At 26.9% G+C, this 22,933-nt stretch carries 30 protein-coding genes; 1 reads left to right on the top strand and 29 read right to left on the bottom strand.

What is annotated here, in order from left to right:
- Window positions 1–52: 52 nt before the first annotated feature.
- Both T405_RS00195 and T405_RS00200 read right to left on the bottom strand, forming a co-directional pair.
- Complete coding sequence (locus T405_RS00195) at window positions 53–1,078, bottom strand: hypothetical protein (RefSeq protein WP_036429888.1); 1,026 nt, start codon at window positions 1,076–1,078, stop codon at window positions 53–55.
- Window positions 1,056–3,032 carry a S8 family serine peptidase gene (locus T405_RS00200; RefSeq protein ID WP_036429890.1) on the bottom strand — a complete coding sequence of 659 codons (1,977 nt, stop codon included), beginning with the start codon at window positions 3,030–3,032 and terminating at the stop codon, window positions 1,056–1,058. The genes T405_RS00195 and T405_RS00200 overlap by 23 nt, the downstream gene beginning before the upstream one ends.
- A gap of 480 nt (window positions 3,033–3,512) precedes the next feature.
- Between T405_RS00200 and T405_RS00205 the strand changes: the two genes are divergently transcribed.
- On the top strand, window positions 3,513–3,938 hold the full coding sequence (locus T405_RS00205; RefSeq protein WP_036429893.1) for a hypothetical protein: 426 nt from the start codon (window positions 3,513–3,515) through the stop codon (window positions 3,936–3,938).
- Window positions 3,939–4,222: 284 nt separating this feature from the next.
- Here T405_RS00205 and rplO read toward each other — a convergent pair whose 3' ends face one another.
- From rplO to T405_RS00340, 27 genes are all read right to left on the bottom strand, one after another.
- Window positions 4,223–4,663: a 50S ribosomal protein L15 gene (gene rplO / locus T405_RS00210; protein WP_084271888.1), complete on the bottom strand. Its 441-nt coding sequence runs from the start codon at window positions 4,661–4,663 to the stop codon at window positions 4,223–4,225.
- Between the two features lies 1 nt (window position 4,664).
- Complete coding sequence (rpsE, locus tag T405_RS00215) at window positions 4,665–5,327, bottom strand: 30S ribosomal protein S5 (protein ID WP_156951211.1); 663 nt, start codon at window positions 5,325–5,327, stop codon at window positions 4,665–4,667.
- A gap of 1 nt (window position 5,328) precedes the next feature.
- Window positions 5,329–5,679, bottom strand: a complete 351-nt coding sequence (rplR, locus tag T405_RS00220) for a 50S ribosomal protein L18 (protein WP_036429896.1) — start codon at window positions 5,677–5,679, stop codon at window positions 5,329–5,331.
- Between the two features lie 18 nt (window positions 5,680–5,697).
- Entirely contained in the window at window positions 5,698–6,237 is a 540-nt protein-coding gene (gene rplF, locus T405_RS00225) for a 50S ribosomal protein L6 (RefSeq protein WP_036429899.1), read from the bottom strand.
- A 9-nt stretch (window positions 6,238–6,246) separates the two neighbouring features.
- The gene (gene rpsH, locus T405_RS00230; protein ID WP_036429901.1) at window positions 6,247–6,642 is read right to left on the bottom strand and encodes a 30S ribosomal protein S8; all 396 of its coding nucleotides are present in this window, start codon (window positions 6,640–6,642) and stop codon (window positions 6,247–6,249) included.
- Window positions 6,643–6,644: 2 nt separating this feature from the next.
- A complete protein-coding gene (locus T405_RS00235; RefSeq protein WP_036429903.1) occupies window positions 6,645–6,830 on the bottom strand; it encodes a type Z 30S ribosomal protein S14 in 186 nt (61 codons plus the stop codon).
- Window positions 6,830–7,375 (bottom strand): 50S ribosomal protein L5, encoded by a 546-nt coding sequence (rplE, locus tag T405_RS00240; RefSeq protein ID WP_036429905.1) that lies wholly within the window; start codon window positions 7,373–7,375, stop codon window positions 6,830–6,832. Before rplE ends, T405_RS00235 begins: the two co-directional genes overlap by 1 nt.
- Window positions 7,376–7,377: 2 nt before the next feature.
- Complete coding sequence (rplX, locus tag T405_RS00245) at window positions 7,378–7,713, bottom strand: 50S ribosomal protein L24 (RefSeq protein WP_036429908.1); 336 nt, start codon at window positions 7,711–7,713, stop codon at window positions 7,378–7,380.
- Window positions 7,714–7,736: 23 nt separating this feature from the next.
- Window positions 7,737–8,102 carry a 50S ribosomal protein L14 gene (gene rplN / locus T405_RS00250; protein WP_036429910.1) on the bottom strand — a complete coding sequence of 122 codons (366 nt, stop codon included), beginning with the start codon at window positions 8,100–8,102 and terminating at the stop codon, window positions 7,737–7,739.
- 1 nt (window position 8,103) lies between these two features.
- Window positions 8,104–8,373 carry a 30S ribosomal protein S17 gene (gene rpsQ / locus T405_RS00255; protein ID WP_051619504.1) on the bottom strand — a complete coding sequence of 90 codons (270 nt, stop codon included), beginning with the start codon at window positions 8,371–8,373 and terminating at the stop codon, window positions 8,104–8,106.
- Window positions 8,374–8,375: 2 nt separating this feature from the next.
- Window positions 8,376–8,570, bottom strand: a complete 195-nt coding sequence (gene rpmC / locus T405_RS00260; protein WP_036429914.1) for a 50S ribosomal protein L29 — start codon at window positions 8,568–8,570, stop codon at window positions 8,376–8,378.
- Window positions 8,570–8,995, bottom strand: coding sequence for a 50S ribosomal protein L16 (gene rplP / locus T405_RS00265; RefSeq protein WP_036429916.1), 426 nt, complete (start codon window positions 8,993–8,995; stop codon window positions 8,570–8,572). Before rplP ends, rpmC begins: the two co-directional genes overlap by 1 nt.
- Complete coding sequence (gene rpsC, locus T405_RS00270; RefSeq protein ID WP_036429918.1) at window positions 8,973–9,647, bottom strand: 30S ribosomal protein S3; 675 nt, start codon at window positions 9,645–9,647, stop codon at window positions 8,973–8,975. Before rpsC ends, rplP begins: the two co-directional genes overlap by 23 nt.
- Window positions 9,647–9,988 carry a 50S ribosomal protein L22 gene (rplV, locus tag T405_RS00275; RefSeq protein ID WP_036429920.1) on the bottom strand — a complete coding sequence of 114 codons (342 nt, stop codon included), beginning with the start codon at window positions 9,986–9,988 and terminating at the stop codon, window positions 9,647–9,649. The genes rpsC and rplV overlap by 1 nt, the downstream gene beginning before the upstream one ends.
- Entirely contained in the window at window positions 9,988–10,266 is a 279-nt protein-coding gene (gene rpsS, locus T405_RS00280; protein ID WP_036429922.1) for a 30S ribosomal protein S19, read from the bottom strand. The genes rplV and rpsS overlap by 1 nt, the downstream gene beginning before the upstream one ends.
- Window positions 10,266–11,111, bottom strand: coding sequence for a 50S ribosomal protein L2 (gene rplB / locus T405_RS00285; protein ID WP_036429924.1), 846 nt, complete (start codon window positions 11,109–11,111; stop codon window positions 10,266–10,268). The genes rpsS and rplB overlap by 1 nt, the downstream gene beginning before the upstream one ends.
- A gap of 119 nt (window positions 11,112–11,230) precedes the next feature.
- On the bottom strand, window positions 11,231–11,704 hold the full coding sequence (rplW, locus tag T405_RS00290) for a 50S ribosomal protein L23 (protein ID WP_036429926.1): 474 nt from the start codon (window positions 11,702–11,704) through the stop codon (window positions 11,231–11,233).
- Window positions 11,705–11,706: 2 nt separating this feature from the next.
- On the bottom strand, window positions 11,707–12,486 hold the full coding sequence (gene rplD / locus T405_RS00295; RefSeq protein ID WP_036429928.1) for a 50S ribosomal protein L4: 780 nt from the start codon (window positions 12,484–12,486) through the stop codon (window positions 11,707–11,709).
- Between the two features lie 2 nt (window positions 12,487–12,488).
- The gene (gene rplC, locus T405_RS00300) at window positions 12,489–13,283 is read right to left on the bottom strand and encodes a 50S ribosomal protein L3 (RefSeq protein ID WP_036429930.1); all 795 of its coding nucleotides are present in this window, start codon (window positions 13,281–13,283) and stop codon (window positions 12,489–12,491) included.
- Between the two features lie 26 nt (window positions 13,284–13,309).
- On the bottom strand, window positions 13,310–13,615 hold the full coding sequence (gene rpsJ, locus T405_RS00305) for a 30S ribosomal protein S10 (RefSeq protein ID WP_036429932.1): 306 nt from the start codon (window positions 13,613–13,615) through the stop codon (window positions 13,310–13,312).
- 191 nt (window positions 13,616–13,806) lie between these two features.
- Window positions 13,807–14,145 (bottom strand): thioredoxin family protein, encoded by a 339-nt coding sequence (locus tag T405_RS00310; protein WP_036429934.1) that lies wholly within the window; start codon window positions 14,143–14,145, stop codon window positions 13,807–13,809.
- 21 nt (window positions 14,146–14,166) lie between these two features.
- A complete protein-coding gene (locus T405_RS00315; RefSeq protein WP_036429937.1) occupies window positions 14,167–15,192 on the bottom strand; it encodes a hypothetical protein in 1,026 nt (341 codons plus the stop codon).
- A gap of 1 nt (window position 15,193) precedes the next feature.
- Window positions 15,194–16,858 carry a ribonuclease J gene (locus T405_RS00320; protein WP_036429939.1) on the bottom strand — a complete coding sequence of 555 codons (1,665 nt, stop codon included), beginning with the start codon at window positions 16,856–16,858 and terminating at the stop codon, window positions 15,194–15,196.
- Window positions 16,859–16,938: 80 nt separating this feature from the next.
- Window positions 16,939–17,856, bottom strand: a complete 918-nt coding sequence (locus T405_RS00325) for a 1-phosphofructokinase (protein ID WP_036429941.1) — start codon at window positions 17,854–17,856, stop codon at window positions 16,939–16,941.
- Window positions 17,857–19,947, bottom strand: coding sequence for a PTS fructose transporter subunit IIABC (locus T405_RS00330; RefSeq protein ID WP_036429943.1), 2,091 nt, complete (start codon window positions 19,945–19,947; stop codon window positions 17,857–17,859). It lies immediately after the preceding gene.
- Window positions 19,948–20,033: 86 nt separating this feature from the next.
- Window positions 20,034–21,413: an MSC_0618 family F1-like ATPase beta subunit gene (locus T405_RS00335; protein ID WP_036429944.1), complete on the bottom strand. Its 1,380-nt coding sequence runs from the start codon at window positions 21,411–21,413 to the stop codon at window positions 20,034–20,036.
- A complete protein-coding gene (locus T405_RS00340) occupies window positions 21,413–22,933 on the bottom strand; it encodes an MSC_0619 family F1-like ATPase alpha subunit (protein ID WP_036429946.1) in 1,521 nt (506 codons plus the stop codon). Before T405_RS00340 ends, T405_RS00335 begins: the two co-directional genes overlap by 1 nt.

The raw sequence follows: 22,933 nt of genomic DNA on the forward strand, positions 1-22,933 counted from the left end.
ATTCTATTTACTTATTAATACACAAGTGGGAAACACATGAAATAAATAAATTTTATTCTGCATTAGAAACACAAATCTGTTTTTCGTTTTTAATTAAATTTTGATGAAAATCTATATAAATATTTTTGTTTTTCTCTAAAATTTTATTGCTTATTTTAAAAAGGAAACCATTTTTAAATGGATATGATTTATTTTTATCAGGGTTAGAATGAATATCACATATGTGTTCTATATCTTGATGAAATTCGAAATAAAGATCCTCATTATCTAATCTTTTAAATATTTTGTGAGTGACTATATGGTTAGTACCAAATTTATATTTTTTTTCTATATCCTTGAAATATGAATTAGAGTAATAAAAATATTTGTTGTTTTTAAAATCAAGTTTTGTTATATTTAATTCATCAAAATAAATTGATACATTCTCTTTGGTAACTTCATTAAATATAATATTTTCTTGGTTTTGCTCTTTGTCTATATTTACTAAATCTATTTCATTATTTTCTAATTCTTTTAATTCATTCTTTAAGAAATTAGAATAATTTTCTGGTTTCTTAACAAAAAATGCATCAGTAAAGTTTAATAAATAGTCAAATTTTCAAAAATGATATTTAAGTATTTCTATAGACTTTTCTGAACTCAGATAGGCAAATCCTTGTTTTTTATCTAAATAATCTATTTCAAAATTTTTTTTGATAAATTCAAAAGTTTCTCATTTATTTATATGTTTATTACCTTGTCTATCTCGATACTCTTTATCAAATGTAATATAAATATATTTTTTTAACTCATTATCTGAGGATTTTATTGTATGTGTGTCTCTATTTCCTGAATACCTAATGTTAGTGCTAAGTATTTTCTTATTTAAATAAGTTGGAAAATTTTCTTTTAATTTATTAGTTAATTCCTCATCTATACCAATCAATAAAGGATTTATGGAAAAATATTCAGTTACTGCTTCGTTGTTTTGTGAAACTTCTTCTTCATATTTTTTGTTAAAACCACAAGAAATTGATATTGGTAATATACTTGTTGAAATAGGAATTAATGAATATTTAATTCAAGTTAATAATTTCATAATTCTCCTCTCAATGAAAAATGTTATGGATGTCTTTTGAAACTAATGATGAAATAGATAATGCATTATTTAAATAATTTTCTAAGTCTATATTTGAACTAGAATTTGTTTCGTTTAATTCAATAACTAATCTATAATTCACATTCTTTTGTGGTATAAATTTTATAATCTCAAGATTTGTATTTGTTACAATTGATCTTTCTACAGTAACTCATTCATTATTTTCTTCATACTGTAAGTATAAGTCAAAATCATCTATATTATTGTATACATAGGAGTTAGTATTAAAACCATTTTTTCTTGATCAGAATAATGAAAATACAATTGGTGAATGATATGACTTTGAGAAACTAAATTTTTTAGATGCATAACTGAGATTCACTCTTGTTTCTCACCTATTTGGTTCTGTTTCATATTCTCAAACATCATTATGAAAATCTTTACTGTTAATTGTTAGTATTGTATTTTTTGCAGCATCGACCATTTTTTCGTAATTAAAAATTCCTACACCAGTATCACTTTTATATAATGGTTTATTTAAATCATCTTTTTTATATTTTTCCTTATCTATTTCTCCTGATAAAGATAATAATGATATTAATTCATAAAATTTTAGTTCTCTAGTTTGATTAGATAAAAATAATGCTATAGAACCTGAAATAATTGGTGCAGCAAAACTAGTACCACTAACTGAATATGAAGCATACCCATTTTTAGATTTATCTAACTTTAATCATTTGTTATGTCATTTTTCATCAGGATAAACAAAGTTTTCACCAGGCGCTAAAATTAAAGGCTTTGGTAAATTTTCATAAGAATAACTTGAATTTGTTTTATATGATGAAAAATTACTTGGTTTTAAATATGAATTTTTAGAATCATTTAATGATCCAACAATAATACTATTATAAGACATTCCTATTGATGTAATTTCATTTACATAATGTTCTTTTGGGAGGTTATTTCCATTTCCTGCTGCAACAACATTAATAATATTACCTTTTAAAGATAGATTATCTAAAGTACTTGAGTAAAATGAATATTTATATTCATCTAATTTAGGAAATAAATCTATTTCCTTTTTATTTTTGGGTGTCTTTAAAAAAGAATAACTATGATTAATAATTTTAACTCCTTTTCTTACCAATCATGAAAGTCTTTCTAACCATGATTGTATAAAGTTATGATCTTCTGTTGATGCTGAGAATATTTTTGAATTCTCATAAACTCCGTATTTTCCGCCTATAATAGATGCTACCATATTTGCATGTCTAGAAGTTTTTCCTACATCTTTGTAATAAATTTCTCGCAACGGGAAAACTTCATCACTGTCTTCTATGACTCCCTCTACTTCTAAAACACCAACATTAATAATTTTTGAAGTGTCTAAAAATCTTTTTTTATATTTATATTCTGCAAACACATTTGAAGTCGCATACTTCTCTTCATAATTATTTCTTGTATTAGAAGAGTCTAAAATTTTATGTTTTTGAATTTCACTTTTTGGTGTACCAGGTACATAAAGAATATCATCTAATGTGGGTTCTATGCGACGGCTATTATTTACTAATGTATTTTTATAATCTAGAAAATCAATTTTTTTAATAATTGAATTATATTTATTTAAGTAATTAATAATAGTGTTTAAATTATTATTTTTAATTTGTAAATGAATTATATTATTATATGGTACTGTAGTTTCTTTTAAAATAAGTGATGAAAAATCAATATTTCTTTCTTTGATTTTTTGAAATTCCTTTATAACTAAATTTTCATCAAAATTTGTTATTTTTTCTTTAAATTCAATAATAATTTCATCTCTTAGTTGTTTGACTTCTTGTGAGTTTATATAATTAACTTCTAATGTATTTGTTTCAGTTAATGAGGCCGAAATTGTTGCGATAGGGATCATTGCACTCAAAAAAGTTAATAATATTTTTTTAATTCTTTTCATAATTTCTCCAATTTATATTTTGCTTATATTTAAATTATATAAAAAATTATTTCTGTGTTCTTATTTTATAAGAAAAATCTTATGAAAATACAAAGAAATATGAAAATATTATAGAAAATAAACTATTTATATAAATTTAAATAAATTTACTAAGAAACTATAGTACTAGTAAATACTCTTTATATTTATAGACAAGCAGATAATTTATCTTAAGTTTGATAACAAGTCTATAACAACAATCTATTTTCTTTTTAAGAATATATTGTTGATATATCCAATAACTAATATTCGGTAATAAATATGATAGCGTAGAAGTAAGGGAGCAAAAAACTACAAGCTAAGTTCTTGTAGTTTTTTTTGATTTTTAAAAGTGTTGTAAAAAAACTTCTTGCGAAGTTTTCAGCCAAATAGTCCTTTCAATCACGGACGAAATTATTATACATTATTTCGTCCGTGATTGAAAAAAAATTAGGAGAAATAATGAGTAAATTAAGTGAATTGAAATTGAAGGAAGAAGAATTTGAAAATTTAAATTTAAATTTGAAAAATGTTTTTGAGAAGTCTGAGAGGTTGTTAAGTTTGAAGATTGATCAAATAAACGAGATTAAAAAAAGACATAAAAGAAAAATTGATGATTTGTTTGCTTTAGAATGAATTGATGATGAAGAAATTAATGAAGATAGTTTTTGCTTTAGAAAGCAAATTGCTTTTGATAATGGAAATTTAATTCATGGTGATTGAAATTTTAAGAAAGTAAGAGATTATCTTTTTGATCGTAGTTTTAAATTAACTGTTTCTGATAGTTTTGTTAAAGAATTTAATAATGAAGATTTTAGAATTTTTATTTTGATTAAACGTATTTTTCTTTTGCATAAAAAATCTCATAATATAAATATTTTAAATTAAATATTTGCTATTAAGAGAATTTACACAAAATTAACTACACTTCCTTATTCGTCTTTTTATCTTAATTAACTCAGAAACTTAGGATTTTTTAACTGATTTATTCATATTTCACTCCTCTTATATATTTTTATATTATTCTTTTTTAATAATTAAACAAGTAAATTAATAAATTAAAGTAATATTTTAAGAATTTTTTGTATATGTTTCCATTTTTATTTAAAATCTTAAATTAAAAAACTTATACAAGTTTAATGATTGTATAAGTTTTTTAATTTAAGATTTTATTATAATTCAACTACTTTTCCACCATTTTTTTCTACAGATTCAATTGCTGATTGTGAAGCTTTGTTAACTGTAATAGTTAGTTTTTTAGTTAAAGTTCCATTACCTAATAATTTAACGGGAAGATTTCTTTTGATTAAACCTTTTTCAAATAAAGATTCAATTGTTACTTCTTCATTATTTTTGTAATTTAATTCTAATTGACTTAAATTAACAATTTGATATTCGATATGATTTACATTATTAAATCCACGTTTTCCAATACGACGGAATCAAGGAGTTTGACCACCTTCAAAACCTAATCTGTGACCTTTACGTTTGTTTTGTCCTGATTGTCCTTTTCCGGCTTGTTTACCTTTTCCAGCAGCATGCCCACGACCTTTACGGTGTTTTTCTGGTCTTGAACCTTCTGTAAATTTTAATGTATGTAATTTAATTGCCATATTATTTTAAATCCTTTACATCTTTATCTCTAATTTCAGCAATTTGCTCTGGAGTTCTTAATTGTTTTAAAGCTTCTACTGTGGCTTTAACAATATTTGTTTTTGAACGTGAACCATATGTTTTAGTAACAATATCAGTATAACCTGCTAATTCAGTAACAGCACGAACTGTACCTGAAGCAATAAGTCCTTTTCCTTTTGGTGCTGGTTTTAACATAACTTTTGATGCTAAGAATTTAGCATCTACTTGATGAAATATTGTTCCGCTTTTTGGATCTAATGGTACTGAGATTAAGTTATTTTTTGCATCTTTAATAGCTTTTTTAATAGCATCAGGTACTTCGTTTGCTTTTCCATGACCATATCCAACACTACCTTTTTTATTTCCGATAACTACGAAAGCAGAAAAACTAAATCTTCTTCCACCTTTAACAACTTTAGTTACACGTGCTATATCAATAACTTTTTCTGTATATTCTGAAACTTCTCTTGGACGACGTTCTACAGATTTATTTGTTCTTCTTGGACGACGTTCTTGTTTTTGTGAATTTGATTGCTCTGAATTTTCAGTTAATTGTTTTCTTGGTCTTAAAGTTCTTTTTGCTGTTAATTCTTTTGTTCCATTTGTTTCTTTAACTGGTATTACTTTTTCATTTGATGACATATTAGAATTTAACCCCTTTAGATCTTACAGCTTCTGCAAAAGCTTTAACACGACCATGGTATAAATAACCACCACGATCAAAAACGACTTCTTTTATATTTAATTTAACAATCTTTTCACCCATTAGTTCACCTAGTTTGCTTGCTGCTGCAATATTTCCACTGTATTCAGAATTTTTTAATGTTGAAACGCTAGCTAAAGTAATTCTTGCTTGATCATCTATTAATTGTGCATATAAGTTTTGGTGAGATTTAAAAACATTTAAACGTGGTTTAGCTGCTGTTCCATTAATATGGTAACGTGAACGATTATGTTTAATTTTTCTTGCTTTATTTCTTGATAAATTTGCCATAATTATTTTCTCAGCTTATTATTTAGAAGCTGTTTTCCCTTCTTTTCTTCTGATTTTTTCACCTTTATATGAAATACCTTTTCCTGAATATACACTTGGTGTTCTAACTGCACGAATTACTGATGCAAAATGACCTACACTTTGCTTGTCCATACCTGAAACTGAGACTTCAACTAATTTATTAACTGTTACTTTTAAATCTGATGGAATTTCTAATTTATGAGTGTGACTGTATCCAGCAAATATTTCTAAGATTGAACCATTTAATACTGCTTTATATCCAACACCCTTGATTTCTAAATCTTTTTTAAACCCTTTTGAAACACCAATTAACATATTTGAAATATGAGCATTAGTTGTTCCATGTAATTGTTTAGTGTGCTTTTCTTCATTTGCACGAGTAGTTGTAATTTGATTATTTTCTACATTTATTGAAATTAATGAACTAAATTCTCTTGATAAAGTTCCTAATGGACCTGTTATAGAAACTTTTGAACCTTCTACTGCTACTTTAGTACCAGCAGGAATAGTTAAAATACGATTTCCTACACGAGACATAAACTATACCTATCAAATGTAAGCGATGATTTCCCCACCTACATTTTCCTTTCTAGCTTCTTTACCTGTTATTAATCCTTTTGATGTAGAAATGATAACTGTTCCATAACCTGAGATTATAGAAGGAATTTCTTCTGATTTAACATAAACACGTAAACCAGGTTTAGAAACTCTTTTAATTCCAACAATAGCTGGTTGATTTTTTTTGTATTTTAATGTAACTACTAATTTTTTTTCTGTACCTTGACCTTCAACTGAATATGAAGCAATATATCCTTCATTTTCAATTAGCTTAATAATAGCTTCTTTTTTAACTGAATATGGGATTGAAACTGTTTTATGTTTTCTTGCATTAGCGTTTTTTATACGAACAACTAAATCTGAAATAGGATCTGTTATAAACATTATTATCAACTCGCTTTCTTCATACCTGGTATTTTACCTTCATGAGCAAGGTTTCTAAAACAGATACGACATATTTTATATTTTCTTAAAACAGCATGAGGACGTCCACACAATTCACAGCGTGTATAAGCACGTGTTGAGAATTTTGGATGACGTTTTGATTTAACTATTAAAGCTTTTCTCGCCATTATTTAGCTCCTTTTTTTTCAAATGGTACACCTAGTAATTCTAATAATGATTTTGCTTCTTTATCAGTTTTTGCTGTAGTTACAATTAATACATCCAATCCTTTAATACGACGGATTTTATCGAACTCGATTTCTGGGAAAATAATTTCTTCTTTAATTCCTAAAGCGAAATTTCCTCTTCCATCAAAAGCTTTAGGATTGGCACCACGGAAATCACGAATACGTGGCATTGCAACATTTATTAATTTTTCTAAAAAATCTCACATTCTGTCTCTACGTAGTGTTACTTTTCCACCCATAGGCATACCTTCACGTAATTTTCACGAAGCATTTGATTTTTTAGCTTTAGTTTGAAATGGTTTTTGACCTGAAATAATTGTTAATTCATTTAAGACTTCTTCAATGGCTTTAGAGTTCGAAACTTCTTTACCAGCGGTCATATTTAAAACAACTTTTTCTATTCTAGGAACTTGCATTAAAGATGAGTAATTAAATTTTTCTTTTAAAGCAGGAACTGCTTTTTGTAAATAAACTTGTTTTAACATAATTAATTAATTTCCTTATTTGTTTTTTTGATTACTCTAACTTTTTTTCCATCTTTGTTAATTCTATATCCTAGTTTTGAAATTTGATTAGGAGTTGATTTTCCTGCTTTTTTAACTAAGTAAGCAACGTTTGATACATGAATTGGAGCAGGTTTTTCTGTTATTGAACCATCTTGGTTTTGTTGTGTAGGTTTATTGTGTTTTGTTACTATATTAATATCTTTAACTATAACTCTTTGTGAATCATGCAATACTTTTTCAATTGTTCCTATTTTTCCTTTTTCTCTTCCTGCTATAACAAGAACTTGATCGTTTTTCTTAAATTTAATTTTTGACATAATTTAAATTAATCTCCTTCTTTTTATAATACTTCAGGTGCAAGAGAAACAATTTTAGGGAATTTTTCACGTAATTCACGAGCTACTGGACCAAACACACGTGTTCCACGTGGTGTTAAGTCTTCTTTTAAAATAACAACAGCATTATCATCAAAACGAATGTATGAACCGTTTGAACGGTGAATACCATATTTTGAACGAACTACAACAGCTTTAACTACTTGACCTTCTTTAACAGCACCGTTTGGAATTGCTTTTTTAACTGAACATACAATAATATCACCTATTTTGGCAACTTTTTTCTTTGAACCACCTAATATACGAATTACACCAATTTCTTTTGCACCTGAATTGTCAGCAACAGCTGCTCTTGATAATTCTAAAATCATACTATTTATTTCCTTCAGTTGCTTTTTCTTTGATTGATACTAATCTAAAATGTTTAGTTTTTGATAGTGGTCTAGTTTCCATGATTGTTACAATATCATTTAAAGTTGCTATTTCTTTTTCATCGTGAACTGCAAATCTTTTTGTTGATTTATAACGTTTAGAATATAATGGGTGTTTTTTGTATGTGTCTACTGCTACAATAATTGTTTTTGCAGTTTTACCAGCCGAAACAACTGTACCAACAAGTGTTTTTCTTGTGTTTCTTTCCATAATTATTTAGCTCCCTTTAATGAATTTAGCGCAGTTAAAATTTTAGCAATATCAGTTCTTAAAACTTTAATTTTGTGAGTTTCTTTTAAATCACCAGTTACATTTCTGTATCTCAAAGTAAATAATTCCGCTTTAAGTTCAATCACTAATTTTTCCAATTCTTCTTTTGGTTTATTTAATAAATCTTTATAAAGCATTATTTTTGTACTCCTTCATCTTTTTTAACTATTTTTCATTTTACTGGTAATTTGTGTCCTGCTAAACGTAAAGCATCACGTGCTATATCTTCTGAAACTCCACTAACTTCAAACATCATTGTGTTTACTTTAACAGCTGTATATCATAATTCTGGTGCTCCTTTACCAGAACCCATACGAACTCCTATTGGTTTAGAAGTTTTTGAAAAGTGAGGAAAAATTCTAATAATAACTTGTCCTTCACGTCCCATTCTTCTTGTTGCTGCAATACGTGCTGATTCAATTTGACGAGCAGTTACTCAAGCTGAAGTAACAGCTTGTAATCCATATTCTCCGAATGATACAGTATTACCTTTTGTTGCTTTACGCTTGTCATGTTTAACTAAGAAAGGTTTTCTATATTTAGTTCTTTTTGGTTGTAGCATTTTGTTTATCTCCTTCCAAAATTTCACCTAATGAAACTCAAACCTTAACTCCTATTGCTCCATAAGTTGTTCTAGCTGTTGCTGTAGCATAATCAACATTTTGTCTTAATGTGTGTAATCTCATTTCACCTTCTGAATAACCTTCTGAACGAGCCATATCTACACCATTTAAACGACCACTAACCATTGTTTTAATACCTTTAGCACCTGATTTCATTGCCAATCTCATAGCAATTTTTTGTGCTTGACGAAAACTTTCACGGTTTTCTAATTTTGTTGCAATCATTTCTGCAAGTAATCTTGCATTAAGATCAGGTTTTTTTAATTCTATTACTTGAATTCTTAATTCTAATTTTTTGTTTTTTATAAATTTTTGAACTTTTGTTGTAAGTTCTTGTATATTTTTACCTTCTTGTCCTAATATAGCAGCTGGTTTTGCTGTATGAACTAAAACAGTAACTTTGTTATTTTGGTTTCTTTTTACTTGTACTTGTCCTATTTGGTATTGACGAACTAACTTATCAAAGAATTTATAGATTTTTGCATCTTCTACTAAATAACTTCCAAATTGATCTTTATCAGCAAATCAAATAGTATTGTGTGCTTTTGTAATTCCATAACGGAATCCATTTGGATTAACCTTTTGTCCCATTAGTTTCTCTCCTCTAGAATAATTGAAAAGTTAGATGTACGTTTTAAGATAGAATAAGCTCTACCTTGACTTCTTGGTTGGAATCTTTTTAGTGTTGGTCCTTCATTAACATAAACTTCTTTTACAAATAATTTAGATGCATTCATACCGTGGTTATTTGTTGCATTTGCAATTGCTGAATTTAATAATTTTACAAATATTGGAGCAGATTTTTTAGAAGTATTTTTAAGTATAGCTAATGCGATGTTAACGTCTTTACCTCTGAATAAGTTAGCAACTAATTTTGCTTTTGAACTACTTACTCTTTGTAATTTAACATGTGCTTTTGCTTGTTGTGACATTATTTTTTCTTACCTTTATCTGCACCATGACCTGAGAAGGTTCTTGTAGGAGAAAATTCTCCTAATTTATGACCTACCATATCATCTGTTACATATACTTCTATAAATTGCTTACCATTGTGAACTGCAAATGTTAAACCTACGAAACTTGGGAAAATTGTTGACCTTCTAGATCATGTTTTAATAGGTTTTTTAGGTGCTTTACCTTCGATAATTGCATCTACTTTTTTTAATAAATGTTCATCTGCAAATGGTCCTTTTTTCAAACTACGAGCCATTATTTAGAATCCTTTCTTCTTCTTAAAATAAGTTTATTTGAAGATTTTTTAGTTTTTCTTGTTTTAACACCAAGAGCTTTTTTACCTCATGGAGTAAGAGGAGCTTTTCTACCAACTGGTTGTTTTCCTTCCCCTCCACCATGTGGGTGATCTACTGGGTTCATTACAGAACCACGAACTGTAGGTCTAATACCTTTATGTCTATTGATTCCAGCTTTTCCAACATTAACAAGTAAATGTTCTTCGTTTCCAACAACACCGATTGTAGCACGACATTTAGCTAATATACGACGTGTTTCACCTGATTTTAATTTTAAAACAACATATTTACCATCATCATCTTTACCCAAGATTTGAGCAGAAGTTCCTGCACTACGTGCTATGATTCCTCCACCACCTGGTTGCATTTCTATATTGTGAACAAATGTTCCCTCTGGAATATTAGATAAAGGTAAGGCATTACCCACAATAATATCTGCACTAGGTCCAGAAACAATTTTTTGTCCCAATACTATTCCTTTAGGTGCTAAAATATATTTTTTTTCTCCATCTGCATAAACAACTAAACTAATGTTTGCTGATCTATTTGGATCATATTCAATTGTTTTTACAGTAGCTGGAATATTATCTTTATTACGTTTAAAGTCTACTAGTCTGTAAAATCTTTTTACACGTCCTCCGTGATGTCTTACAGTAATCTTTCCTTGATTATTACGCCCTGCATGATTTTTTAAATTTACTAATAATGATTTTTCGGGAGCGTGACCTGAAAGATTTTGTTTGAAATCAAGAGAAGACATATTTCTTCTACCGTTAGTAGTTGGCTTATAATATTTCATTGCCATATGTTTTTCTCCTTAGCTTAAAAATATTTATTTCTTTTAAGCAATTTACTTTATTTAAAATTCTTATTAATACTTAATGAATATAACTATTGCATTCATTATTTTTAAATTAAATTAAATTATTCTCCACCAACTTTACGTTTAGTACTTGTTTTTTTAACAGTTGATGTAGTTTTTGTTGCAACTGATTTTTTAGATGCTAGTTTTTTTGCAACTTTAGATTCAATTTCTTTAGATTTTTGAGTTTTTGCTAATTTTACTTCTTTTTCTTTTTGTTCTAATTCTGCTTCTTTCATTTGTGCTTTTTCTTCAGCAGGAAGGTAATTAATTTTTTGACCTTCTTTTAAGGTTACCATTGCTTTTTTATAACGATTTTGGAATCCATGGAAACGTCCTACACTTTTTGGTTTTTTACCTACTTTAATAGTGTTTACATCTTTAACTTTGACATTAAAAATAGTTTCTATTGCTTCTTTAATTTGAAATTTATTAGCAGCATAATCAACTTTAAAAACATATACTTGATTTTTCATTCTCAAAATATCTGTTTTTTCAGTTAAAATTGGTGATTTAATTACTTTTGTTAATTCCATAATTATTTTGCTCTACTTTCTAATAATTTTAAACTTTCGTTAGAAATAATCATTACATCAGCACCAATTAATTCTTCAACCATTAATGAATTAGCTTTTGAAGTAGAAACATTTGGTAGGTTTTTAGAAGACTTAAATACTACTGTATTTTCTGTTACAACTAAAATACGTTTTAAATGATTTACTTTTAATTCAACTAACTTGTTTAATAAATCTTTAGTTTTAATGTTTTTTAACTCTAAATCATTAACAATAACTGCATTATCTTTAGCTAATAATGTTAAAGCAGATATAAAAGCAGCTTGTTTTACTTTTTTATTTACTTTTAATGAATAGTTCTTGTTTGCTTGAGGACCGAATGCTCTACCACCACCCACTCAAATTGGTGAACGTGTTGAACTATGACGAGCTCTACCTGTTCCTTTTTGTCTTCATGGTTTTTTACCACTTCCACTTACTTCAGCGCGGTTTTTAACTTGGTGTGTACCTTGTCTTCTTGAAGCTCTTTCAGAAAGAATAGAATCAAAGATTGCTTGCTCATATATTTTTTCTGAAGCAAATAATTTTTTAGGCAAATCTGCTTTGAAAACTTCTTTTTGAACTTTTTCTTTTTTCACTGTTACTTTAACTGATTTTGGTTGTTCTTTTTTAGTAGTTGTTATTTTAGTTGTAGCTGCTTTAGTTGTTTTTGCAGGAGTTTTCTTAGTAGCTGTTGTTTTAGTTGTAGCTGCTTTAGTTGTTTTTGCAGCTGTTGTAATTTTTTTAACTTTTGTTTCAGCCATAATTATTTATCTCCTTCTTTTGCTTCTGCTTCTTGGATTAAAGCTTTTAATTCAGTTGAGTTCATTCCAACTGTAACTTCAATATTATATTTTTTAGCATGTTCAATTAATTCATTCATTAATCTAACTTCTTCAATATCAACTAATTTAACTTCTTTGTGGTCTGGTAAACCTTTAACGGCTTTCTTAACAACTACAAATGATTTTTTTGGTCCGGGAATTGAACCTTTTATTAGAAGTAAATTATTAACTAAATCTACTTTAACTACTTCTAAATTTTGAACAGTTGTTTTCACATGACCTAAATGCCCTGGCATTGTCATTCCTTTGAAAACTCTGTTACCTGAAATATCTCCAAGTGAACCAGTTTGTCTAATAGGTTGAGAACCTCCACCTCCACCATGTGATTTAGGTCCAATGGTTTGGTTGTGTCTTTTAATGGTTCCTGCAAATCCTTTACCTTTAGATGTTCCTGTAACATCTACAAGTTCTCCTGATTTAAATATATCAGCAGTTATAATTTGTCCAAGTTCATAACCTAACATATTACGAACTTCTTTTACGAAGCGCTTAGGTGTTGTATTTGCTTTTTTAAAATGACCAGTTTCAGGTTTATTTGCTCTATTTGTTTTTTTGTCAAAAACAGCAAGTTGAGTAGCTACATAACCATTTTTATCATTTGTTAAAACTTTTGATACAACATTTGGTTGAACTTCTATTACTGTAACTGGCATAATAGCACCTGTTTCAGTAAATATTTGAGTCATACCAACTTTACGTCCTAAGATTCCTTTCATATTATCTCCTTAAAAATTAAATATAATTATTTTACTTTTACTTGAATTGCAACACCTACTGGTAATTCAAGTCTATTAATTTTGTCTGTTAATTGAGCAGATGCACTGTTAATAACAACTAATCTTTGGTGTGTTCTGCTTTCAAATTGTTCACGACTTGTTTTGTTAACGTGAACTGATCTTAAAATTGTTACTTCATCTCTTTTTGTTGGAAGAGGAATAGGTCCACTAACTTTAGCTTTTTCTTCTTTAGCTGCTAAAAAGATTTTTTTTGCTGCTAAATCTACTAAAGAATGGTCAAAACCTTTTACTTTAATATTTAATTTACTCATTATTGTTGTCTCCTTTGTTCTTTTTGTTGAACATAACTCCCTATAAAAACCTAATTATATTGACAACTTATTTATAATTAGCAACCTTATAGTTCATAGTTATAGTTGCTTTTAAATTATATAGTAAAAATAAAATACAGAAAACGAAAATTCTGTATTTTATTTTTAACAACTAATTCCGGTGTATCAACTTACGAAATCCTATCATCTATTCAGCTAGATAGAACTTCCTCAGGAACATATTCATATGCTTTTTCTAGTATTTGATCACCTGATAATAACATCATAGTTGGAGCCTTTAAAACTTTTCATTTAGTTAATGGATTTCTAAATAACTTTGCTTCCTCTGCATCAACTTGTATAAATTCTATTTTTTGATTTTCATATTTCTTTGCTATGTTATTAAATGTTGGTAACATCATTTTGCAATCACCACATCATTCAGTAGTAAAAATTAAAAAAGTTAATTGTGTTTTTTGTTTTTTATTTATGTGTTCTTCTGCATCTTTTCATAACATCTGATTAAACATATATACCTCTTATATTTATTATTATTTAAACATTTCATCTAGTATTTCTATATTATCTCTTTGTTCTCTGTTTTCTTGTGAATTAAAAGTTTCTTCTTGATTTAAATTAATTTGATGTTCTTCATTAGTAGTATTATATGAATTTATATATGAATTTATGAAACTCAAAATGACTTCATCTTTTATTTTATTAAGAATTAATTTGTTTAATTTTAAAAATGGTAATTCCAAATAATTAACTTTAAAGTAATTGCAACTATGAATTAAAAATTTTAAATAAGTATCAAGATCATCTGTTAAGATAATTTTCAATGAATTAAATTTATTTTTTATTAAGGATTCAAAATCATATATATTCATTTTTTTTATTTTATATTTAATCTTAAAATTAGTTATTTTTAAAATAATTATTATTATTAAGATTATAGAAATTAACAATGGAAATAAAATTGTTAACATACTCAATACATTATAAAGAAAATCAATAATAAAACCAGTTGTTAAAAAAACATTTAAATGATTTGTTTCAATTTTCTTGATATCAATAAAATTATTTCATCAACCTTTAGTAAATAAATTGTATAAATAATTATTTCAATCATATTCAAAGAAGTTCCTTTTTTGAATGAAATAAAAAACAATATACAATCAAATACTCAAAATAATTGATATTTTAATTAACATTTTATTCAATTCTCTTTCAAAATCTCATCACCTAAGTTTTATTAATCTCGAACCAAAAGAATAACATTTATTAATAAATAATTTATTAACTAATTGAAAAACTAAAAAAATACCAAACATTAAAAAGAATATGTATATAGAATTACCAAATATCAAACCATATGTATAAATATAAATATAATTCATTCATTGTGGTAACAAATTAATTAAAAATAAGATATTAAATATTAAACTAACTAAATAAATAAATCAACTAGAAATCAATAATGATAAATTAGTATTAATTGTTATAGTTTCATTATTTACTGGTTCGTTTTCGATAAATTTTATATTTAATTTATTTAGAAGTTGTCTTTGTTTCATTTTATACCATAGTCAATGTAAATGCAACCATTGGATCTTTATCAGTTAGTTTAAAAATTTTTTTTCTTATGGTTTTACGCACTTTTTCATTCATTTCACGCATTGTATTAAATTCATTAGAATCAATTATATTAATCAACGAATCTTTTATAAGTTTATTTATTTGTTCTTGTTCATTTTGGTCAATAACACCAATATAATTAATATGTAATTGCCCTACTATTTGTTTGGTTTTAGGACTATATAGTGAATTAATTATAACTACTCCGTCTCTACCTAGAACTTCACGTTCAGCTAGTACTTCAGTAGAAATATCACCCACACCAAATCCGTCAATAATAGTATCTCCAACTTCTTTTATTTTACCATTTTGACTTAATAGTTTACCATTTGCAAAATGTGCAATTTTTCCATTTTGTAAAATAATAGATTTAACTGTTTTACTTAATTCTTTATCTTGTTCAATGTAAGATATAGCATCAACTAAATATCTATATAGTCCTTGAACAGGGATTAAAACACTTGGTTTTAAGACTTTAGTTAAATTATATATATCCAATCTTGTTGGTCTACATATAAATAATTCACTTTCAAGGATTTCTGTTATATTTCTTGTTTTTTTTGCTATTTCATCTAAGGTAATTGCTGCAAGAGATTCCAAACCATTAACTGGTGGTGCCATCATTATAACTGCATCATTTCTTGATATTTTTAAATGCAAGTCTTCATTTTGACTAATTCTTAAAAATCTTTGATATAGTCTTTCAACAGAACCAGTAACAAGAACAACAGCGTTGTCATGTTTAGAAATAGACTTATGGTCTTGAATTACAGGATATTTAAACTCAGGATTTAATTTTTCTTGAATTTGTTTTGTTAGAAATAATAAGTCCGAATAAGCTTTACCATAAGGAATAACAGGACGATTATACTTTGTTGCTAATTCTAGTATTTGATGCAAATTAACCATATCTTCAGAATAAGCACCAACTATGATTTTGTTATTCTTATTTGTTTGTTGAAATACTTTATTAATTGATTCAGGAATAAAATAACGATCAATTGACCTAGTTGGTTGTTTAGATTTACCAGCATCAGTTATTAAAGCATTTATTTTACGTTTATTAAATAATTTTGGTAAATGTATAAATCATGCTTTTCCAAAAATACCTAAATCACCTTCAGAATAATTCATCATAAATACATAGTCACCATTTGGAGTAATAAAATCAAAACCTAAATTACCTGGAGCAGTTCCTGGTAAAGAAAAAGGTTGAACATAGAGGTTTCCAATTTTTTCTCTTTTTGTTATTGATTGAACTTTATATGATTGGGATTTAATGTTGTATTTACTTAGACGTTCATTAATTATTTGTTTATTTAAAAAAGAAGTATAAATTGTTATATTAGGAACTTTCATTATTAATCAAGGTAGTGCAGAAAAAGTTTCGTTTTTAATGTCTGTAATAAAAACTCCTTGAATCTTGTTTTTATTTTTTTCTAAAAAAGAAAAATCAGGAATTAAAGTATCAACTCCGTTACTCATATTAATTGGAATTTTCACACCTGCATTGACTATATATAATGAATCATCGTAATCTAAAACATAACAATTTTTACCATTTTCATCTTGACCACCTAATGCAAAAATATTGACTTTTTCCATTAAAACTCCTAGTTATTAATATATAAAAATTGTTTATAAATATTTTTTAATTATATCATATAAAAAAACTAAATAACCATTTAGATATTTAGTTTTTTTATATCGACATTATTTAAATATTGTTCTGTTAAACTTGAATTTCCTAATCATGATACAGTTACTGTTCCGATTGAACTTGCTGTAGCTTTTTGAAAGGAATCTATTGGATTACTTGTTTTAATATATTCAGCACTAAAAATAGAAATTAATGTATCACCAGCTCCTGTAGCTGATACTAAATTAACCTTTTCTTTAATTTTAGATTGATATAATTCCTTATTTGAAGTTAATAAATAAGAACCATTTGAACCATCTGAAACAATAATATTTAAAGCACCATATTCTTGTAATAATAACATTGATTTAACGATTCATTCTTGAGATACTTCTTGTTTGTAATTAAAAATTTGTTTTAATTCATTAACATTAGGTTTAATTAAAAAAGGTTTAAATTTTAATAAATCAATGAATTTAGAACTTTCTATATCTAAAATTAACTTCACATTATTTTTTGATACTATATTAAGGATTTCGAACAATTGTTCTTCATTTCCAATCCCCATTAACATTAAAACATCATTTTTATTTAGTTTGCTTATTTGATCGATAACTTCTTGAAACTCGTTATTATTCAAATTAGTTCTAGGACCATTTAATTCAAAATTATTCTGTTTTCCATAATATTTAATATTAATTCTTGTCTTATCATGATAATTAATATTATGAACATTTAGATTTTCTTTGTTAAAGAAATTTGATAATAATTTATGTGTTTCATTATCAAACAATGTTAAAGCTATGTTATCAAAACCATGTCTTTTGAGCATTATAGATGCATTTAAACCTTTGCCACCTGGTAATAATTCAAAATCACTATATCTATTAACGCTGTTTAATTCAAAATTATCAGAACTTATAAATAGATCTATTGAAGGAGATAAAGTTAATGTATAAATCATTTAACTTCTTAACTTTCTTCTCTTTTTAAATTGAAAAAGATTTGGGTATTTTTTATTTAAGAAAGTAATTAAATATATTGTTCCTGCTTGAGCAAATGCTCCTACTAATAAAGCAGCAATAAAGAATAAAATTCCTAAACCAATTGATGTCCCTAAATCTGCAAATAGTGTAGTTCTTGCTAAGAAAATAACAAATATACCTCCATGAGGAGCAACTATATTAACACCAAGAACAGCAGATAACAATCCTGCTACTGCTCCACCTACTAAGTTTGCAGGAATTAAAACTTTTGGATTTTTACTTGTATATGGGATTGCACCTTCAGAAATAAATGAAAGTCCAAATAAGATATTTGAGATTTTCCCTGATTCTCTTTCTTCTTTTGATCATAGTTTTCTTGAAATAAACATAGATACTGAAATCCCAAGAGGTGGAACCATACCTGAAATCATTACAGCTGCCATTGATACTGTACTTGCTCCATTAGCTATAGTTAATGTTCCAAAAATATATGCAGCTTTATTGATTGGTCCACCTAAATCTGAGGCCATCATTAATCCTAAAATCAATCCTAACAATCAAGCTAGATATGGTTTACCTTCAAATAATTGTAAGAATAAAACTAGTCCTAAATTAATGAATATTAAAGCTATATTAACGAATCAGAATGTTATTGCGATTGTTATTGTTCCTAAAACTGGAATGAATAAAATATTTTTTACTCCGCTCAGGGTTTTCGGTAATTTTCCAAAAATATATTTAGAAAATACAATAACCATAGCCGCAGCAAAAAATGCTCCTAAAATTCCTCCTATAAATCCTGATCCTGTACCTAAGAATTTCTCTGGGTTAGAAATGCCAGAACTTTCTATTGTTTTAGATAAAAAACCATATGTATCTGATAATTGACCACTTGCTATACCACCAACAACGAAACCAGGTAATAAACCTTGTCTTCCGATTAATGAAAAAGCAATGTAAGCAGATAACACAGGAACAGCTAAACCTAGAGCTATTTTACCTATATTAAAAATTATTTTAGATGCTCCAAAATTAAATCCAAAATTACTTAGGAAATGACTATTATTTAGGTCTACTCCGTTTGATGCACCTATTATCATATCAATGATAAATCCAAGTGCTATTAATATACCACCAAAAATAATAAATGGTAGCATATGGGAAATGCCTGACATTAATGATCTGTACATTTTTTTACCAAAACCATTAAATGACATTTGTGAATCTTCATTTGTTTTTTCTGAAGATGAAGAAACTTGTAATTTTGTTCCTTCTTTATTTAAAACTTTTTTAATTTGCTCTCCAGGGTTATGAATAGCTTTTTGAGTTGAAATTTCTAAAACATTCTCTGCATTCGCAAATCTTGATTTTTCAATTTCTCTATCTACTGCTAAAATAACACCTTTTGCATTTTTAATTTCTTGTTCTGTTAGTTTATTTTCAATACCTTCTGCTCCTTGAGTTTCAACTTTAATTGAAATTCCCATATCTTGAGCTTCTTGATATAATTTGTCTTTAGCCATAAATGTGTGAGCTATACCGGTAGGACAAGCTGTTACTGCAACAACATCATAACTATTTTCTTTACCTGAATTAACTTCATTACTAATTAATTGTTTTTCATACTTATTAATTAATGTTATGAATTCATTGTAATTAGATACTTTATCTAATTCATTAATAAATTCATTATTAATTAGTAAAGTTGATAAATTTTGCATTATTTTCATGTGTGATGTTCCACGGTCTGTTTTTGATAAAACAATACCAAAAATATATTTAACATTTTGACCATCTAATGAATTTCAATCTAAGTTGTTAACTCTTGCAAAAAATAGTGTGTTTTTTAACACAATATCATCACCAATATGTGGCATTGCTATTTGAGAACCAATACCTGTTGATGATTGATTTTCTCTTTCTCAAAAAAGTGTATTTGCTTTTTGAGAATCTGATAGATATTTATTTAAATGTAAATCTTGGCAAAAAAAGTTTAAAGCGTCTTTTTTTGAAGCAAAATCTTTTTTTAAATAAAAAGTATTTTCACTAAATAAACCTGATATTTTCATACAATCCTTTCTTTAAAATATTTTGTATTTTTATATTATCAAAATTTAATGAATTTTAAAAAAAATAAAAATCACAAAAGTGATTTTTATAAACCTAATTCTTCATCTGTAGGAATTTCAAAATTAGAACCTACATATTGGAAAATTTCTGGACTTTGTTTGATGTATTTACCTTCTAAAATTCTAATAACACTATCTACAGTATCCTCTAAAGAAACATATTGTCCCGGAGATTTTGTAAAGTGTTCTGTCATAAAGAAGTTTTGGGTAAAGAAGTTTTCAAGTTGTAAAGCTTTTTTAACAGTTATTTTACTCTCTTCATCAAGTTCATCAAAACCTAAAATTAAAATAACATCTTCTAAATCTTTATATGCTTTTAAAATTCTTTTTGTTTCTATGATGGCATCAAAGTGTTTTTTACCAAGTATTTTTTCATCAACTGAATTTGATTGTGATGCTAATGGGTCAAAAGCTGGGAAAATATTTTTAGCAGATTGTGCTCTAGATAGAACAAGTGAACCGTCTAAGTGGTTAAACACAGCTACAGCTGATGGGTCTGATAAATCATCCATTGGTAGGAACATCGTTTGGAATGAAGTAATTGAACCATTTTCATTTTTATATAATCTATCTTCTATGTTTGCAACATCTGATTTTAAAGTTGATTGATATCCACCAACTGATGGTTTTTTACCTAACGAAGCACTTGTTTCATTTTCAGCTTGTACGAAACGATAAATATTATCGATGAATAATAAAACATCTTGTTTTTCTTGATCTCTTAAGTATTCTGCTGCTGTTACACCAATTGGAACAATAGACATACGGGCACCAGGAGATTCGTTCATTTTTGAAATATACATAGCTGAACGATCCATTAATTTTGATCCTTCTAATTCATTTAAAAGTTCTATAGCTTCACGAGAACGTTCACCAGAACCTATGAAAATGTTAGAAGTATTAACACTTTGTTTATTAACATTAAAAATAATTTCTTTCATTAAAACAGTTTTACCAACTCCAGCACCACCAAAAATACCTAGTTTATAACCTTTAATAATTGGGATAAAGAAGTCTATTGCTTTAATTCCTGTTTCAACTATTTCTATTTCGCTATTTAAAAATCTATTTTGATTAATTGTTGAATTCATTTCAACATATTTTGGTTTAGTTTTTCTATCTTCTAAAAGTGGTATACCTTTGAATGAGTACATATTATTTCTAGATTCTAAACCTACTGGAACCATAAAACTTTTTCTAGTGTTCTTTACTTGATCATTAATTGAAATTTCTTCAGAATTATAAATAATAATTGCTCTAACTGTTGTTTCATCTAAAACTCTTTTTACTAATAAGTAAGTTTGATCATTATGTAAGGTTAGTAAATGATTAACTTCAGGTAAATTTGATTTATCAAATTCTATTTCTATAACATCAGATCATAAATTAATAATTTTTCCGTACATTACATATCTCCTAATTCACTAGCAATTTTCATTAATTCTGCTTCTTCAAATGAAACAAATTCATGTTCTGTTTCTACTTCTCAACCTAAATTTAAGTAATCTGAGTATTGTTTTAATGCGTTAGCAAAATAAGCTTTAACTAATTCATCATCATAGTTTTCGCCACTCATTATAATCTCATATGCTCTTTTTGCTTCTTCGTTAACTTCAATTAATACATCTAGAAATTCTAGTGCTTTTTGTTCGTTTTTAATACCTTTTAAAATTGTTCATGAAATCAATTTTGACATAAATAGGACAAATTTTTGTGAATAAAGTGAAAAACCTTTTTGGTTAAACATTTTATCAATCATTTTACCTTTGTAAAGTAATAATGATGTTTCTTTGTTAAAATCATAATCTAATAAAGCTAATTTTAAGTGGCGTTTGTATCCTTTATAAATTTTCCCTATTTCTGCAGCTACTTTTGTAACTAATCTACTTTGAACTGATGAACCAGTTCTAGATACAGATAAATTAATATTTATAGCTGGTAAAACACCTTGAGAAAATAAGTCAGCACTTGTAACAATTTGACCATCTGTAATTGAAATAATATTTGAAGAAATTAATGAAGTAATATCTCCATCTACTGTTTGTAAAATAGGTAAAGCTGTAATTGTTTTTCTACCAACAAAAGAACCTGAACGTTCTAGCAATTGAGAATGTGAGAAGAAGGTATCTCCAGGCATAGCTTCTTTACCAACTGGTCTATCAGTTAATAAAGCAATTTCACGAATGATATTAGCATGTTTTGTTAAATCATCAAATACTATTAAAACATCTTCAAAATTTGAAATGTTTTCTGCATGAGCCATACCAATGTATGGTGCTAAGTATTGTTCATATGCACTTGTTGATGGAGCATCTATTATAATAGTATTTTCTAATGCATTATATTCTTTTAATGTATTATAGATTCTTGAGATTGCTTCTCTTTTTTGACCAATAGCTACATAAATACATTTAACACCATTTCTTGCTTGGTTGATGATTGTATTTAAAGCAATATGAGTTTTCCCTGTTTGACGATCACCTATGATTAATTCACGTTGACCTTTACCAATTGGGATTAATAAGTCAATTGAAACTATTCCAGTAAATAATTGTTCATTTAATGTTTTAACAGTTGTTAAATCATGAGCAAGTTCAAAAATTTTAGCTCCAGATGCTTCTGTTTTTTCAAAATTTTCTTTTGTTGGTAAAATTACGTTTCCTTCTATATCAATAACTTTACCAAAGAAGTTTTCAAATGTATCTACTCTGGCATTATCATTTTCTAAAATGATTTCTGTATTAATTTTTAATTCATCAGTTTTTGTGTTAGCAATCAAGAAAGCTTTTTCTTTTGATGCATTAATTAACATTAATTTAACATTAGAATTTCCTTTTAATGTATAAAATTGTCTTTGCTTATAAGGAAATTCACCAGTTACTTCAACTATGTAATCAAAAATTGATGTAATTTTTGGGTTTTTCAT

It is taken from the genome of Mycoplasmopsis felis ATCC 23391 (assembly GCF_000701865.1).
Taxonomy (GTDB): Bacteria; Bacillota_I; Bacilli_A; order Mycoplasmatales; family Metamycoplasmataceae; genus Mycoplasmopsis; species Mycoplasmopsis felis.